The organism is Photobacterium proteolyticum (assembly GCF_001939735.1).
GTDB classification, from domain to species: Bacteria; Pseudomonadota; Gammaproteobacteria; order Enterobacterales; family Vibrionaceae; genus Photobacterium; species Photobacterium proteolyticum.
Map to the genome: position 1 here is coordinate 50735 of NZ_MJIL01000042.1, position 15276 is coordinate 66010.

General features: G+C 46.8%; 11 protein-coding genes. 8 read left to right on the forward strand and 3 right to left on the reverse strand.

Annotation, left to right across the window (positions count from 1 at the left end; genetic code table 11):
- Positions 1-350: 350 nt before the first annotated feature.
- Positions 351-2603 carry an acetyl-CoA hydrolase/transferase C-terminal domain-containing protein gene (locus BIT28_RS01930; RefSeq protein WP_075761953.1) on the reverse strand — a complete coding sequence of 751 codons (2253 nt, stop codon included), beginning with the start codon at positions 2601-2603 and terminating at the stop codon, positions 351-353.
- Positions 2604-2990: 387 nt separating this feature from the next.
- Here BIT28_RS01930 and BIT28_RS01935 point away from each other — a divergent pair, with 387 nt between their 5' ends.
- Together BIT28_RS01935 and BIT28_RS01940 are read left to right on the forward strand one after the other, a co-directional pair.
- Complete coding sequence (locus BIT28_RS01935) at positions 2991-3356, forward strand: phasin-related domain-containing protein (RefSeq protein WP_075761954.1); 366 nt, start codon at positions 2991-2993, stop codon at positions 3354-3356.
- A gap of 81 nt (positions 3357-3437) precedes the next feature.
- Positions 3438-5108, forward strand: coding sequence for a wax ester/triacylglycerol synthase family O-acyltransferase (locus BIT28_RS01940; RefSeq protein ID WP_075761955.1), 1671 nt, complete (start codon positions 3438-3440; stop codon positions 5106-5108).
- A 304-nt stretch (positions 5109-5412) separates the two neighbouring features.
- On the opposite strand, the gene BIT28_RS01945 is transcribed toward BIT28_RS01940, so the two are convergent.
- Both BIT28_RS01945 and BIT28_RS01950 read right to left on the reverse strand, forming a co-directional pair.
- The gene (locus tag BIT28_RS01945) at positions 5413-5679 is read right to left on the reverse strand and encodes an acyl-CoA-binding protein (RefSeq protein ID WP_075761956.1); all 267 of its coding nucleotides are present in this window, start codon (positions 5677-5679) and stop codon (positions 5413-5415) included.
- A 58-nt stretch (positions 5680-5737) separates the two neighbouring features.
- Positions 5738-7729 (reverse strand): SDR family oxidoreductase, encoded by a 1992-nt coding sequence (locus tag BIT28_RS01950; RefSeq protein ID WP_075761957.1) that lies wholly within the window; start codon positions 7727-7729, stop codon positions 5738-5740.
- 272 nt (positions 7730-8001) lie between these two features.
- Between BIT28_RS01950 and BIT28_RS01955 the strand changes: the two genes are divergently transcribed.
- From BIT28_RS01955 to arsJ, 6 genes are all read left to right on the forward strand, one after another.
- Positions 8002-9639, forward strand: a complete 1638-nt coding sequence (locus tag BIT28_RS01955) for a GMC family oxidoreductase (protein ID WP_075761958.1) — start codon at positions 8002-8004, stop codon at positions 9637-9639.
- Positions 9640-9909: 270 nt separating this feature from the next.
- Positions 9910-11004 carry a PGAP1-like alpha/beta domain-containing protein gene (locus BIT28_RS01960; RefSeq protein WP_075761959.1) on the forward strand — a complete coding sequence of 365 codons (1095 nt, stop codon included), beginning with the start codon at positions 9910-9912 and terminating at the stop codon, positions 11002-11004.
- Positions 11005-11156: 152 nt separating this feature from the next.
- Entirely contained in the window at positions 11157-11942 is a 786-nt protein-coding gene (locus tag BIT28_RS01965) for a metalloregulator ArsR/SmtB family transcription factor (RefSeq protein ID WP_075761973.1), read from the forward strand.
- 34 nt (positions 11943-11976) lie between these two features.
- Positions 11977-12471 (forward strand): phosphatase domain-containing putative toxin, encoded by a 495-nt coding sequence (locus tag BIT28_RS01970; RefSeq protein ID WP_075761960.1) that lies wholly within the window; start codon positions 11977-11979, stop codon positions 12469-12471.
- 279 nt (positions 12472-12750) lie between these two features.
- Entirely contained in the window at positions 12751-13752 is a 1002-nt protein-coding gene (locus BIT28_RS01975) for an ArsJ-associated glyceraldehyde-3-phosphate dehydrogenase (RefSeq protein ID WP_075761961.1), read from the forward strand.
- Positions 13753-13802: 50 nt separating this feature from the next.
- Complete coding sequence (gene arsJ / locus BIT28_RS01980; RefSeq protein WP_075761962.1) at positions 13803-15035, forward strand: organoarsenical effux MFS transporter ArsJ; 1233 nt, start codon at positions 13803-13805, stop codon at positions 15033-15035.
- The last annotated feature ends 241 nt before the right edge of the window (positions 15036-15276 follow it).

Here is a 15276-nt window from a genome sequence, read left to right on the forward strand (position 1 = left end):
GAGTATGAGATTGAGAAATTATTACCACCATTTATCTCTAGTTTTGTATACAAACGTGCGAAGCATTTATCAGAATAGTGAACAGTGAGGTGGTTTGGGTAAAAGCAAGAAAGAAAGCACAAGGGCTTTCTTTCTTGTTGGTACTAAGGAGCATACATCAGTGCTACTTGCTTTCGGTGTTATCGCGCTTAACCCTAAGAGGCTGATCTCCTATTGTGGTTTTGCCCGGACAAACTCTCTTAACCGGGCATTTGGGGCAACCCCAAATAGCGGCGTAGGGACACAGTGCTATTTCCTTATTTTTTTTTGCCATGTTTACCTCTATCAGCTTGCTCACATTGACGGGCCGTTTACCGGCCTCTGAGTTCCGCGATAAGCAACCGCTGAGTCAACTTATCTTGGATACTGGTTGGGTTTTCCAAACCAATTCGTTTCAACAATGGCTGTATGGTCTTATCTGGCTTCGGTGTTGTGATCGCGTTCAGTATGCACTTGATTTTGCCTTTCGGTGTCGCCGTTTTAGCTTTCAGGGCTTTTAACGCTTTACCCAACTGAAGCTCTTCGGCCGTAAAGCTACAGCCAAACGGGAATGGGCCAAATATATTTTGCTGGGTAAACTTTTGGTAAATGCCTTGAATGGCCTCAGGCGTGTTGTTGCCAAACTCTACGGGGATTGTATAGTCTTTGGCGACTTTTCCAGCTGCTTTTGCCTGGTCTAGCAATTGTTGCTGGAAACGAGAGTCGGCGATTTTGATCAGCTCCGTGTATACAACGTGATCCGGCTTACCGCGTAAGTCTGCAATACCATATTCAGTAATGACAATATCCCTCAACTGACGTGGAATAGTAGTATGGCCATAGTTAAACATGATATTCGACTTCAACTTGCCATTTCGAACGCTACAGCTCCGAAGCTTCATTATAGAACGTGAATCAGGTAGCTGGTGGGATTGGGCTACAAAGTTGTACTGACCACCGACACCACTGACAACCTGACCGTTTTCCAGTGCATCGGAGATTGCCGAACCGTTCAGGGTAACCATCATTGCGGAGTTAATGAAACGTGCATGTTTGCGTTGTGCTTGTTTCAGTTGCTGGCTGCCAATGAAGTGGTCATAGAGATCATTGACATAGTTGACGCTGGTCATGCAGAACTTCTTATGGTCTTCATCACTCAGGTTATTGAGTGCTTCATAAAAGTCTTTCGGCCCGATAAAGAATGCACCGTGCATAACGGCACCACCGCTGAGTTTGTCCCCTAAGCAGAACTTGGTGATCCACTGCAGTGCTTCGGCGTCACCCAGGTTGGCCTTCATGGTCTGGTGCTGGGCCTGAAGCTGGCCATTGAAGAACTCGACGGAGCCGCGGAAGACACCGATGCGTTTCAGGTAGCCCACATCTTTTGCCGTCAACTGCTGATGAATCGCGCCATGCTCAAGCAAAGTCAGCAAGGTAGAGACGCTAACGTCTGTCGTGATTTTCTTCTTGTTGAGCAAAGTCTGAACGGTGAGATCTTCAAACACTTCTCGCTTAAGGATCCCTGCCTTGTAGAGGTTCATGAAACCATCGACCATCAGCTCACTACAGCCATAGAGACCTTCTTCGAAAATACCGCGATCGCCAACGAGACGGGTGACCGGGAACTTCTCGGCAACGTGCAGCTCGTCCACGATTTGGTTGTAGACAGCATTGTTCTGGTGTCGAAGCAAGGTACTGTAAATCAGTGCACTACTGAGTGAGCCGATCCCAACCTGCAGTGTTCCGCCATCCTTAACCAGCGTACTGGCGTAGAAGCCAATCATGTGGTCTTCCGGAGAGATACTGGCATGAGGCGCAGCGAATAAGGCGTAGTCCTTGTTGTCTGGCTTCAGGTTCTGGTCGAGGACAAAATCAAAAACATTATCGGCCACTTCAGCATGGTTTTGCATGAAAGGCATGTTGGAATTGACTTCCGCTATCATCGCAACAGGTTTACCACTGTCTTGCATCTCTTTGAGAACTGGAGCAAAGTCGAGAGCCAAGTCAGAGTTACTGCACAAGCTATAGGTGGTAACGCCATCTATCGTGCGTTTGGCGACAAGCTGGCCAACGACATTGACCCCTTTATCCAGCAAGTCACGTACGGCATGCGTGTAGTTGGTACTGGTATAGTTTTGCTGTTGCGGACTATTGAGGAAGCTTCCGGCCTTAAAGAAAAACTCACTGACGGTGATATTGGACGGAACCGCTCCTTTTCTCAGATCCATGATGTAGTCGATATCAGGGACACCTTCGAACTCGCGCTCGACAAAGGGTTCCAGAAAGTTTTTCTCCAGTTGACTTTTACCGACAGGCTTTTCCAGTGTGATTCCGGTTTCGATACGCAGAGTAATACTTGGATCTGCCTTGGCACGTTGGTACAACGCGTTGATAAAGGCGATGGGTTTACCTATTGCCAACGGTGCGCCAAGAACAATTTCCTTACCGACGACCTCAATGATGTGATCGACAAGCTTTTCGGCATCGGCGAATTCCGGTGCTGCTGGTTTGGCCTGTGAAGCCGCATTGGTGGCAACATGGGTAACATGGGTAACATGGGTATCAACTAACTCTAATACTGACATTTTGCATTCCTTGTTCGATTTTTTTATTGGAGACAGGCATTTTCTTATTATTATCGAATTGTATTGTTCGTGTTAAAACTAGAGTCGTCACTCTAGTTTTATAATTTGATGATTGTTCTATTTCAATAAATTGAACCTAGTCACAGTGAGCATATTTAGGATAAAAAAAATACAATTTGGTGGAGGATTCTAATTTTTGAGGTGAACGGTTTGTGTTTTTGTAACCCATTGAAATATAAGCGTTAATTGTTGGCTTGCAGTAATCTGTGATCTTGCTATCAGTTCATCCTCCAGATTAGAAAGAATGATCTAATTCTGATTGTTACGATTTGGCTTGGTTATAAATTCGCTTGAAATACCCAACGAGATATCAATAGGGAAAGAGTTATGATTAATCCGATGAATATGATGGGGAATATTAAATCTGTGGCCAATATGGGTGAGAAGTCCCTGAAAAATGTCGTACTGGCAGGTTTGGGTGCATACAGTAAAGGTATCGAGCAGGCCGGCATGGCTCAGCACTTAGCGACCAAGCGTTTTAATGACTTGGTTGAAAAAGGTCAGGAGGTGGAAACGGAAACCCTTGAACGCGTTAAAGTGACGCAATCTGCCATTATGAAACGCTCGGAATCACACTTTAATACCGCCTTAAATAAAACTTGTGGCCTGGATCGCAACCGACTGTCTGATTTTGAAGATAAAGTTGATCGACTGCAGCTTGCAGTGGAAAAGCTAGCGAAAGAAGTTAAATAGCAACAACCTGCGAGTGTTTTGATTCACCGATTATTGTTTGAGGCAAATTGGCCGCCAAGCAAGTTAGATAAGGAACATCATATGCCAAGTTTGTCTCTTCTTGACTTCAGCTTCATTGCCTTTGAAACGGCAAAAACACCAATGCACGTTACCGGATTGGTCATTCTAGAGCCGCCGGAAGAACATGCGGCGACATATGCTCAGGACTTATACAGTCACTTTTTGCAGCAGACAGAGACAGTTCCTCCGTTCAACTGGAAGTTAAATTGGTCGCTGACAGGAAAACCTCGTTGGGATGTCATGCGCAATGTTAATTTAGACGATCATTTGCGGATCACCATGCTGCCGTCGCCGGGAACGGAGCATCAGCTCCAGCAGGTTGTCGGCCGTCTTCACAGTCAGGTATTGGATCGCAGCCGCCCTATGTGGGAACTGTGGGTAGTCGGTGGACTTGAAAACAATCGTGTCGCCCTTGTGATGAAGATCCACCACTCAATGGCTGATGGTGTGCGTGCAAGCCGTATCTTTACCGATAGTTGTTCGGCCGATGTTGATAATTCGTTCGAGAATAAACCGTTTTGGCAATGTGACTTGCGCAAGAGCAGGTCTCAGCGCCGTGAAGAAACGCATCTGACTGACATGGTGATGAAGACGGCAATGGCTGCATCGAAGCAGATATCACTGATCCCGTCTATGTTCCGGCTGGGTAGCAAACTGGCGTTAAAAGCGGTGAAACTTGCTGACTGTGATTTGAAAGTGCCGTTTACCGCCCCCAAGACCCCGTTCAACCTGAGTCCGAAGCGAAGCCGGGCAGTGAGCCTAGGCAACTTTTCTATCGGCCAGCTAAAGCATATCAGCCGGATCACCGGTGCATCGATGAATGACATCTTGTTTACCGTGAGTGATATCGCGTTGAACCGCTATCTTATTGATCGTGCCATACCGCTGAGAAAACCGTTGGTAGCGATGATGCCTATAAACCTGCGTGGTAAAGGTAGCGGTGGTGTCGAAGTCAAGGGCAATAAAATGTCGGTTGGACATGTGGAGCTTGGCAAGCCCCACCTGAGTGCTTTGGAAAGGCTAGAAGCGATCCAGCACGCGACACTAGATCTGAAGAAAGAAGCTTTGAATATCTCACCGGATGCTTATGTAAACTATTCCTTGCTGGTCAATGGTGTTTCGCTGTTTAGTGGTAAGTTTGGCTTGAATAATTTTATTCCACCTGCGAGCAACCTGCTTATCTCTAACGTTCCCGGTGCGAAAGAGAAGCTCTATTTCATGGGCGCCAAAGTACAGGAGCAGTACCCGGTATCGCTTTTGATGCCAGGTCAGACGCTTAACATCACTTTCTTTAGTAATGCCGATACCATGTACTTCTCGCTGGTGGCTTGTAACCAGTCACTGCCTGGTTTTGAGGTGATAGCTGATTATATGGTTGAAGCGTTGGAAGATATTGAGGCAGAAGTGATGAATACTGCGGTATCAGCAGTTTCAGAGCAGCTTGAATTTCGCGAGGATGAAACGCTTGCGGTTGAGACGGCAGTAGAAGCGGCGAATTATTCATTAACGCCTGAAGATGAAGAGTTCGAGATCCTTTTTGCCGAGAAACAGAAAAAAGTCGAAGAGCTTGAGAAGCAACTGGCGAAGCTGACGGAGATGCTGTCGGCTACTGTCGAGGTTGATCCTCAGGCGACAGCGAAAAATCAGGATAGCCTTGAAGACTCAGAGAAGAAAGCAGCAAGTCTTCACTAGAATAGAAAGCAGTCACGTAAATAAAGGCCATATAACGCTATGTTGTATGGCTTTTTTAATGTTCGAGAGAATGATGCGGTTTTGTGGTTGAATTGAAAGAGGTCCAATGTAGTTCCTTACTTGGTTAAGGATTTTATCGATGAGACGGTATGGCGGGATAACAAAGGGATAATCAATCGTGATCGTAAGACTCAAAAATGGGATTACGAGCATTGGTATCGCAAGCCTGCAGTGAAGCAGTAATAATTGCGTTTATCAAAAAAGGCCGCAAAAGCGGCCTTTATACTGTCATTATCCGAAGGAATTATGCGTAAGCTGCAGTCAGCTCAGTGACCTTATCAACATATTGCTGCATTGCTGTTTCAGCATCCATGCCTTTCAGGCCTTCCCACGCCTCGTACTTGGCAGCGCCTTTGAAATCAAACATGCCAGGACGTTTACCGTGTACATCACCATCCGTTGCCTGCTTGTACAGAGAATACAGTGCGAGCAACTCTTCATTAGATGGGCGCTTGGTCAGTTTTTTTACGTCTAGTTGTGCTTGTTCAAAGTTTTCTTTTAGATCAGCCATGATTTTGTCCTTAAATAGTTGTTACCTAGCCACACCCTTGAGACGAGTGTTTGGTTGATTAAAGATGAATGCCTTTCAGCAGGGCAGAGAATGCAATGAGCTCTGCCGAAGAGGCTTTTTCGCTTCTTTGTTCTTTCCCTTGATCACTTTCTTTGGAGTCAGGGAACATTCGGAAACTGCTGTTCATGATGATTTCAGCCAGTTTCGGGAATAGTGCGTGAAGCAACGAACCAAAAATACCGAGGTTGGTCGCAATACGTTTTGGCTTGTCGATAATCGCAGTAGCCAGTAGATCGGCCGCTTCATCTGGTGTCAGTGTCGGTACGGACTTATAGATTTTGGTTGGTGCAATCATAGGTGTTGCAACCAGCGGCATGTTGATGGTGGTGAAGTTCACGTTCAGGTCTGAGTACTCAGATGCCGCACAGCGGGTGAATGCGTCCAGCGCTGCCTTTGAAGCCACATAGGCAGAAAAGCGCGGCGCATTGGTCAACACCCCGATAGACGAGATATTGATAACATGGCCGCCACCCTGGGCTTCCATGCTTGGTAGCAGACCAAGGGTCAGTTTCAGTGAACCGAAGTAGTTCAGCTGCATGGTTCGCTCGAAATCGTGGAAGCGATCGATTGAGTTAGCAATAGAGCGACGAATAGAGCGTCCGGCGTTATTGATGAGGATATCGACGCGGCCATGTGCTTCGAGTACATCTGCTACCAACTGCTCAACCTGATCGATAGCAGAAAGATCGCACTGGAAGGTGTGCGCAACGCCACCACGTTTCTCGACTTCAAGCTTGGTATTGGCCAGCTTTTCTTCATCACGGGCCACCAGAATCATTTCAGCGCCATTTTCAGCCAGTTTGAATGCTGTTGCCTGTCCGATCCCTGAGCTGGCACCGGTGATCATAATGATCTTGTTGCTGACGCGTGCGCTTAGGCTGCGATCTCCCGAGATCTCAGGATCAAGATGACGTTCCCAGTAGTCCCAGATAGCGGGCGCATATGTTGGCAGGCGAGGGCACTCGATACCAGAGCCTTTTAGCGCCTTCTGCGTTTCACGGCAATCGAACTCAGTCGGGTACGTGAAGAATTTGAGTACATCCGAAGGGATCCCTAAATCTCTCAGCGTCACGTCTGTGATTTGCTTGATGGTCGGCAGAGACAAAATGGCACTCTTGACCTGGTTCGGTACCAGACCGAATAATCTGGCATCAAGTCGAAGCGCCATACGCGGAGCGTGACCAGCCTCGGCAAAAATATTCATGATTTCGCCGGAGCGATAAGGTTTCGGATCGGTAAGATGGAAACACTGGCTGTCGAGCCCATCCTTATGGGCAATATGGTCCAGTGCGTTGACGACGTAGTCGACCGGCACAATGTTCAGGCTTCCGCCTTCAAGACCAATTGTCGGTACCCAGGCTGGCAGCACGGCGCGAATACGCTGGATCATTTTGAATAGGTAGTACGGACCGTCTACACGATCTGCAACACCTGTTTTGGAATCACCGATCACCATGCCTGGGCGGTAGATCCTAAACGGTATCTTACACTGTTCGCGGACCGTCTTTTCAGCCAGATGCTTGGTTGAAAAGTAAGGATGTTCGAGGTGTTCGGCTTCCTCAAACATATCTTCGCGAAAGTGCCCCTCGTATAACCCGGCAGCCGCGATTGAACTAATGTGATGGAAGCAACCCGCATCCAATGCTTCGGCGGCTTCTACTGCATTTTGAGTTCCTTCAATGTTCACTGCCTCTTGAGCCTCGGCAGTCGCATTCAGGTCATAAATTGCAGCTAGATGGAAGAAATGATGAATCTTTCCTTTTAATGCTGCGACTGTACTCTTGGTTAATCCTAGTTGAGGCTGTGTCAGATCACCCATGATTGGCACAATACGATCTGCCGGAACATCCCATTCCGATATACAGGTTGTCAGTTTTTCTTGGGCCTTTTCATTCCTGCAAAGGATATAGATAGTTCCTTCGCGCTTGAGTAGTTTGGTGATGAGATTGCGGCCTAAAAAACCCGTTCCACCTGTTAGAAAATATGCCATTCGCTCTCCTTAATTGATGGGCAATATTCTTTAATTCCTTTAAGAAATATAAGTTACACTGGTCAGAGTTGTTGTCTTTAGTTAATGGGCAATTTTATTAAATAGATCACCTTTTTATTTTGAAAAATGGCAAATATTTCAATTTCATTAAGGAAATAAATCAAAAATAGGTAAATTAATCTATGATTGATGGTGTGAGAAATAATCAATATCAATGACTGGTTTTTTATAAATTGGCTGGCAAATCATCGCGATTAACTTGAGAGGGTATTATGTATGATTTCATAATTGTGGGGGCAGGTTCGGCGGGTTGTGTACTTGCTAATAGGTTGTCTTCAGATCCGTCAATAAAGGTTTGCCTGGTTGAAGCCGGACCGAAAGATTCAAGTGTTATGGTTCATGTGCCACTTGGCATCATCGGCATGATGCATTCCAAGAAAATGAACTGGCGTTACTACACCGAGGAGGAATCAAACCTTAACAACAGGCAGCTATTCTGGCCGCGTGGAAAAACCCTTGGTGGTAGCAGCGCTTCAAACGCGATGTGTTATATACGTGGACACGCCTGTGACTACGATGAATGGGCGTCGTTCGGTAATGAAGGGTGGAGTTACAAGGAGGTCTTACCATATTTTAAGAAATCTCAGCATCAGGAGCGAGGTGGCGATGCCTATCATGGCTCACATGGCCCATTAAATGTGTCTGATTTGAGGATAAAAAATCCGCTGTCAGAGGCGTTTATTAAGGCGGCCAAACAAGCCGGGCATCGATATACAGAGGATTTTAATGGCGCTGATCAGGAAGGAGTTGGCTACTATCAGGTCACCCAGAAAAACGGCCAGCGCTGCAGTACTGCCGTAGGCTATCTGAGACCGGCAGAGGAGAGGGATAATCTAACTGTTATTACGGATGCGTTGACAACAAGAGTACTGTTTGAGGGAACCAAAGCGACGGGAATTGAATATCGCAAAGAGGGAACAACGCATACGCTTCGTTGTAGTGGTGAGGTGCTGCTCAGTGGCGGGGCCATAAACAGTCCACAGTTGCTGTTGCTTTCGGGGGTTGGAAAGAAAGAGCAGTTAGATCAACATGATATTCCTGTTGTGTGTGATCTGCCCGGCGTAGGAGAGAACATGCAGGATCACCTTGATGTGCTGGCAGTAACTCGTGAAAGAACCTTCTACTCTGTGGGCTTTTCCCCTGTTGCTTTGCTGCGCTCGATAAAAGGGATCTTCGATTATATCTTGTTTAGGAAAGGGAATTTCACCAGCAACATTGCTGAAGCCGGTGGCTTTGTGAAAAGCTCTCCAGAGCAGGCTGTGCCGGATGTACAGTTTCATTTCTCTCCCTGTTTTTTGGATAACCATGGCCTGAATCTGTGGCAAACGGTAAGGCATGGCTACTCGTTACATGCGTGTAATCTACGCCCGAAAAGCCGAGGAAGGCTGATGCTTCGGGATAGTGATCCGGCGACGCCGCCAGTTATCCAAGCGAACTATCTCGACAATGAAGAAGACATTGCTGTGATGGTAAAAGGGATTAAGCTCTCTCGTGAAATCCTGAAACAGCCTGCTTTTGATCACTACCGAGGTGAAGAAGTATTCCCCGGTAAAGAGGTGCAGACAGATGAAGAGCTTGAAGCTTTTATCCGTCGTAAAGCCGAATCGATTTATCATCCTGTTGGTACGTGTAAGATGGGACAAGATGAAATGGCTGTTGTGGATCCCAGGTTAAAAGTCCGGGGCGTTTCGGGCTTGCGTGTGGTCGATGCTTCAATAATGCCGACATTAATTGGCGGTAATACTAATGCACCAACAATAATGATTGCTGAGAAAGCGGCGGATATGATCTTGGAAGATTATATAAAAAAGTCCCTCAATGAAGAGCTGATAGCCGCCGAGGTTTTATAATTATTTATCATCGTAATTTCAGGCTGTAAATATATAGCCTGAAATTATTTTTATTTAAATTAATAATTAGAGTGATTTTTCTAATTTTTATTGTCATACTTGTTTTGCAATTTTCTATGATTTTATTTTGAACCCTTCATATTATATTTAACTTCTGACAAACACTCTCTTCAATATTTAAAAATAAGCCCTTCTTCTTGTGAAGTGCTTGATTTCAGTATTCAGCTAATCAATGATGGTTAGTAAATGTGGCTTAACAAAGGTTGAAGTATGATTTCTAGGAATAACCTAAGTCAGAAGTTTCAGGTGCTGATGGATGAGCTATCGTCAAAAGTGTCTGAAAACAGAGAGGTGGCGAAGGAAAAGCTTGGCGACTTCATAGAGCATGGCCTCCCGCCCGTTCAAAGTGACGCAGTCATTGCCACATTAAATGGCATTCTCGGTGATTATCTGGTTCAGCGAGACAGCCGTCTGAAGCAGGAAATGGCTATTCGTGATCAGCGCCAGACCCTGAGCCTTGAAACTGACATATTGAGTCAGCAGCTTTCCGACTGTAGTGAGCGCATTGTATTGTGTGTGCATGGCTGGTGTATGAATGATGTCCAGTGGAAGCGCAAGGATCACGATCATGGCCGAAGCTTGGCAAAATACGGATATACGCCGATTTATTTACGATATAACACCGGCTTGCATATCTCGACCAACGGCGAAGCATTTGCGTTAATGCTCGAACGACTTATTTCAGCCTGGCCGTGCCAAGTGAAGGAGCTGGTGATTATCGGCCATAGCATGGGCGGGCTGGTAACCCGAAGCGCGTGCTACTATGCCCAGCAACATGAACTTGACTGGCTATCGACTCTTCGCACTTTCATCACCCTTGGTACCCCGCATAATGGCGCTCCCTTGGCGCAGCTGGCCTGTTGGATAGATGGCAGACTTGCTGATGCTCCATACTTGAAGACACTTAATAAGTTGTCTGAAATTCGTAGTAGCGGGACGAAAGACTTGAGCCAGGGATTCGTTCGCCATGGGGATTGGGAGAGGGCAGGACAGGCTCCTCATTTGCCGGGACGTCCGTTATTACCTGAGGGCGTGGTTTGTTGTGCTATTGCGAGTTGCCTTGGCCAGAATTTAAAGGATGAGAATAATCTCAAGTTGGGTGATGGGCTGGTGCCGGTTTCAAGTGCTTTGGGCGAATCGACAGCTGATCAGCGAGCGCTGAACTATCTTGACGATAATAAGTGGGTAGGCGTCGGTATTAACCATCTGGACCTGTTAACGCACCCGCAGGTAACCGGAAAAGTAGAGCAGTGGGTACTGTCGAATAGCCCAGATACTCGTGACGAGCTCCCCCCCAGTAGCTAACAGCAGCAGGCGCCTCTATGCTGGGGCGCTGCACCGCTTCCGCTGATACTTCCCTTCCTTATTTTTTTCCGTTTTTAGATGTCTCTATATATGGCTATTGTTATATACAGATAATCATATATACTGACAGCGATTAAATTATTACAGAGATGATCATGAAGAAGAACATACTCTTTCTTTGTACCGGTAACTCTGCGCGTTCACAGCTGGCTGAGGCATTGATGCGTCACATGGCAGGAGAGCACTATCTGGTAATGAGTGCCGGTACGAAGCCGGAAGGCGTCGACCCGCGTGTCTATCAGGTGTTGGCTGAGCAAGGGGTATGTGCAGATAATCTGCAAAGCCTTTCTGCGAGTGATGTTCATGATCAACACTTTGATATCGTGATTACCTTGTGTGACAAGGCCAGCAACGAATGTGCCCTGTTCGCAGACTCAGATGCACTCATTCACTGGGATTTTAAAGATCCTAAGCCTGTGGCGGGGGTAGACAGTTTCCGAGAAACCTTCGAAGGGCTAAGAGACAGGATCGCGCTATTCCTCATGCTTAACGGCGAGGCGCAGGATAGTGTTGTGGGCCCGGTGGAGTTGTTCAAGATTATGAGCGACCCACTTCGTCTTCGGATCCTAATGCTGATTGAGGACGAGCAGGCGCTCAGTGTTGGCGATCTGACCAAGGTACTTGACGTGAGTCAGCCGAAAGTGTCGCGGCATCTTGCCTTATTACGTGATGGCGGGGTACTTCAAGATCAGCGCGAAGGGTTGTGGATCTTCTATCGCCTGGCCGATCATCTTCCGGTGTGGATACGTCACACGCTATCAACAGTACGAAACGGTAACCCGGGTATGATCAATCAGGAAAAACTAAAATTAACTCAGATCACCGACAGGAAAAAGCCCGGATTTAGCCTAAAAGCCAACAACCAGGTTGGCGTTTGAAATATTTAATTATATTAATTAACAGGAAAGAACTATGTCTAACACGCATCCATTTTGGACATTACCGCTAGTAGGTGGTGCTAAATTGTTACTTACGCCATGTCCGGGTACCAAAGAGGCCAACCTGAAAGATTCATTGGCTCAGTTGAAAGACGCCGGGGCAACAGCGGTACTGACAGCTTTGGAGCCGGGTGATCTACCGGGTGAAGGACTGAGTCAGCTGGCAGAAGAGTGCAAGGCTCTGGGGCTGAAGTGGTTCCACTTACCTATCGAAGATGACTGTGCTCCTGGTGACGAATTTAATGCTAACTGGCCTGAGGCCAACAAAGCGGCTCAGTCTATGTTAGATGAGGGTGGGGCATTAGTTATTCACTGCATGGGCGGATCTGGCAGAACGGGGCTGATTGCTGCCCGTATTATGCTGGACCGTGGTGTTGAGCTTGAAAGTGCGATTGAGCAGATCCAGGCGCTGCGCCCGGGGGCTTTCACGCGCCAGCCACATATTGACTATATCCAGCAGTATAAATAAATAGTCGACTAACGAGCTACAGTATCAATGAGCCTCACTTTAGTGGGGCTTTTTTATATCAGTTAATCAATGCCTTATCTTTCTTGGTTCCTTAGTAAGATCTTTGCTTTGTAATGGCAGCGTTGGTTATGCGATTTATTTCAAAAAGATCTAGCCAGATGAGCAAGAACTCGATACTATATCTGAAATTTCGTATATATGGTTTTCCGAATATTTGTTCGCTATATAGTCAGCTTTTTAACTATATTGCTTGTAGCACTATCAAAAAGGACAGTAACAATGGCAATTAAAGTGGGTATCAATGGTTTTGGTCGTATCGGTCGTCTGGCACTACGTGCAGCTTATGACTGGGATGACGTTGAGTTTGTTCAGATTAACGATGTCGCTGGCGATGCCCATACACTGGGTCACTTGCTTGAGTTCGATTCGGTGCAAGGACGTTGGCATCATGCGGTGAATACCGATGGTGATGCAATTGTAATTGGTGAGCACAGCATCCGTTGTACCAAAGAGCGCGATATTGATGCGGTTGATTGGTCTGGTTGTGATGTGGTTCTGGAAGCAACCGGCGTTCATCGCAAAACATCGTTCTTGCAGAAATACCTTGATCAGGGGGTAAAGCGTGTTGTCGTTTCTGCCCCGGTAAAAGAAGAAGGTGTGCTGAACGTTGTGGTAGGTGTTAACGATCACCTGTTTGATGCCGAGAAACATCGTATCGTGACGGCAGCATCTTGCACCACAAACTGTATTGCGCCTGTGGTCAAGGTTATCCACGAAAAACTGGGTATCGAGCAGTCTTCATTCACGACTATTCATGATTTGACTAATACCCAAACAATCCTTGATGCCCCGCACAAAGATCTGCGCCGTGCCCGTGCATGTGGTATGAGCCTGATCCCGACGACAACGGGTTCAGCTACAGCGATTGTTGAAATTTTCCCTGAGCTAAAAGGCAAAATTAACGGCCATGCCGTGCGCGTTCCGCTGGCAAATGCATCACTGACGGACATTATCTTTGACGTGAGCCGTGATACAACAGCCGAAGAAGTAAACGCTCTGTTGAAAGAGGCGGCTGAAGGTGAATTGGCAGGTGTCCTTGGCTTTGAAGACCGTCCGCTGGTATCGATCGACTATAAAGGCGATCAGCGCTCAACCGTCGTTGATGCGTTGTCGACCATGGTTGTTAATGACCGTATGGTGAAAGTTTACGCTTGGTATGATAACGAGATGGGCTACGCAACACGTACCTCTGAACTGATCCGCAAAGTTGGCCTGGCATAATTAGTTGTTGCCCCATAGTCACATAGCCACACCAATTAAGAGAACTGAGCATGTTAGCTGCTTTTTCAAATTTATCGAAAGATGTCCGTCAGTACATGTTAGTGACGTTCAATTACTGGAATTTCACTGTCACAGACGGTGCCTTGAGAATGCTGGTGGTATTGCACTTCCATCAGTTGGGGTATACCCCATTGCAAATCGCATCACTGTTCTTGTTCTACGAGTTTTTTGGTGTGGTTACCAACTTAATTGGCGGCTGGCTGGGGGCTAAACTCGGCCTTAACCGTACCATGAATATTGGCTTGGCCATGCAGGTGGTGGCTTTGTTAATGCTGGCTGTACCGTCAGTTCATCTGACCGTACCTTGGGTCATGCTGGCACAGGCGCTATCGGGGATTGCCAAGGACCTGAACAAAATGAGTGCCAAAAGCGCCATCAAAACTTTGGTTCCCGGTGATCGGCAGGGTGCACTGTATAAGTGGATAGCTATCCTGACAGGGTCAAAGAATGCCTTGAAAGGGGCCGGTTTCTTTGTCGGTGGTTTTCTACTTGCCACAGTTGGCTTCAAAGGTGCCGTAATTGCAATGGCAGCAGTGCTGTTTGTAGTTCTTGTTATGAGCCTGACTTGGCTTGAGAAAGACATGGGTAAGGCCAAGGCTAAGATAAAATTCAGCCATATCTTTTCTAAGAGCAGCAGCATTAATATCTTGTCGGCCGCGCGGATGTTCCTGTTTGGTGCCCGGGATGTTTGGTTTGTTGTTGCTCTGCCAATTTACATGGGGCAGGTGTTTGGCTGGGATCACACCTTGGTTGGTGGCTTTTTGGCGGTATGGGTTATTGGTTATGGATTCGTGCAGGGGTTCGCGCCGCGGATCACCGGGAAGGCTAGGGGAGTCGTTCCTGACGGTAAAGCTGCACTAGGCTGGGCAGGATTGCTATCAGTGATAACTGCGGCGGTTGCATTTGGTGTCCAGACTGGTTGGCAGCCAGAGATTACCATTGTGATCGGGCTGCTTATCTTTGGTGCTGTTTTTGCCGTTAACTCATCGTTGCACTCATACTTAATCGTGAGTTACGCCAAAGATGACGGAGTTTCGCTGGATGTCGGCTTCTATTATATGGCCAATGCGATGGGGCGCTTGATTGGTACTATCCTTTCAGGTTGGATATATCAAACCTCTGGCCTTGCGGCTTGCTTATGGGTTTCGTTTGCGTTTCTTGCGATTACAACCCTGATCTCAATACGCCTGCCTGCACACCCTAAAACTCAGGTTGCCAGTTAGCGACAGCAATGATGCTTTGGCTTTCACTGTTTGCGGTATAGTCAAATTGGGTCATTCCCCACGGGAATGGTCCGAATGCTTTTGCTGTATATAGTGATGTTTATCAACATTTTTGGATAATCGCATAAGCAACTTGTAGAGTTTCCTTTAATAAAGATAACCCATGTTGTAAAGTTTCAGGCGTTTCGCATATATAACCAGGCCATATTCCTGGAGTTGCATTATAGTTCAGAGTGTTGCT

Coding starts and splice junctions, on each gene's coding strand:
- BIT28_RS01970 (WP_075761960.1), top strand. CDS start 11,977: ATGTCTAACACGCATCCATTTTGGACATTACCGCTAGTAGGTGGTGCT.
- BIT28_RS01975 (WP_075761961.1), top strand. CDS start 12,751: ATGGCAATTAAAGTGGGTATCAATGGTTTTGGTCGTATCGGTCGTCTG.
- BIT28_RS01955 (WP_075761958.1), top strand. CDS start 8,002: ATGTATGATTTCATAATTGTGGGGGCAGGTTCGGCGGGTTGTGTACTT.
- BIT28_RS01935 (WP_075761954.1), top strand. CDS start 2,991: ATGATTAATCCGATGAATATGATGGGGAATATTAAATCTGTGGCCAAT.
- BIT28_RS01960 (WP_075761959.1), top strand. CDS start 9,910: ATGATTTCTAGGAATAACCTAAGTCAGAAGTTTCAGGTGCTGATGGAT.
- BIT28_RS01930 (WP_075761953.1), bottom strand. CDS start 2,603: ATGTCAGTATTAGAGTTAGTTGATACCCATGTTACCCATGTTACCCAT.
- BIT28_RS01950 (WP_075761957.1), bottom strand. CDS start 7,729: ATGGCATATTTTCTAACAGGTGGAACGGGTTTTTTAGGCCGCAATCTC.
- BIT28_RS01945 (WP_075761956.1), bottom strand. CDS start 5,679: ATGGCTGATCTAAAAGAAAACTTTGAACAAGCACAACTAGACGTAAAA.
- BIT28_RS01940 (WP_075761955.1), top strand. CDS start 3,438: ATGCCAAGTTTGTCTCTTCTTGACTTCAGCTTCATTGCCTTTGAAACG.
- arsJ (WP_075761962.1), top strand. CDS start 13,803: ATGTTAGCTGCTTTTTCAAATTTATCGAAAGATGTCCGTCAGTACATG.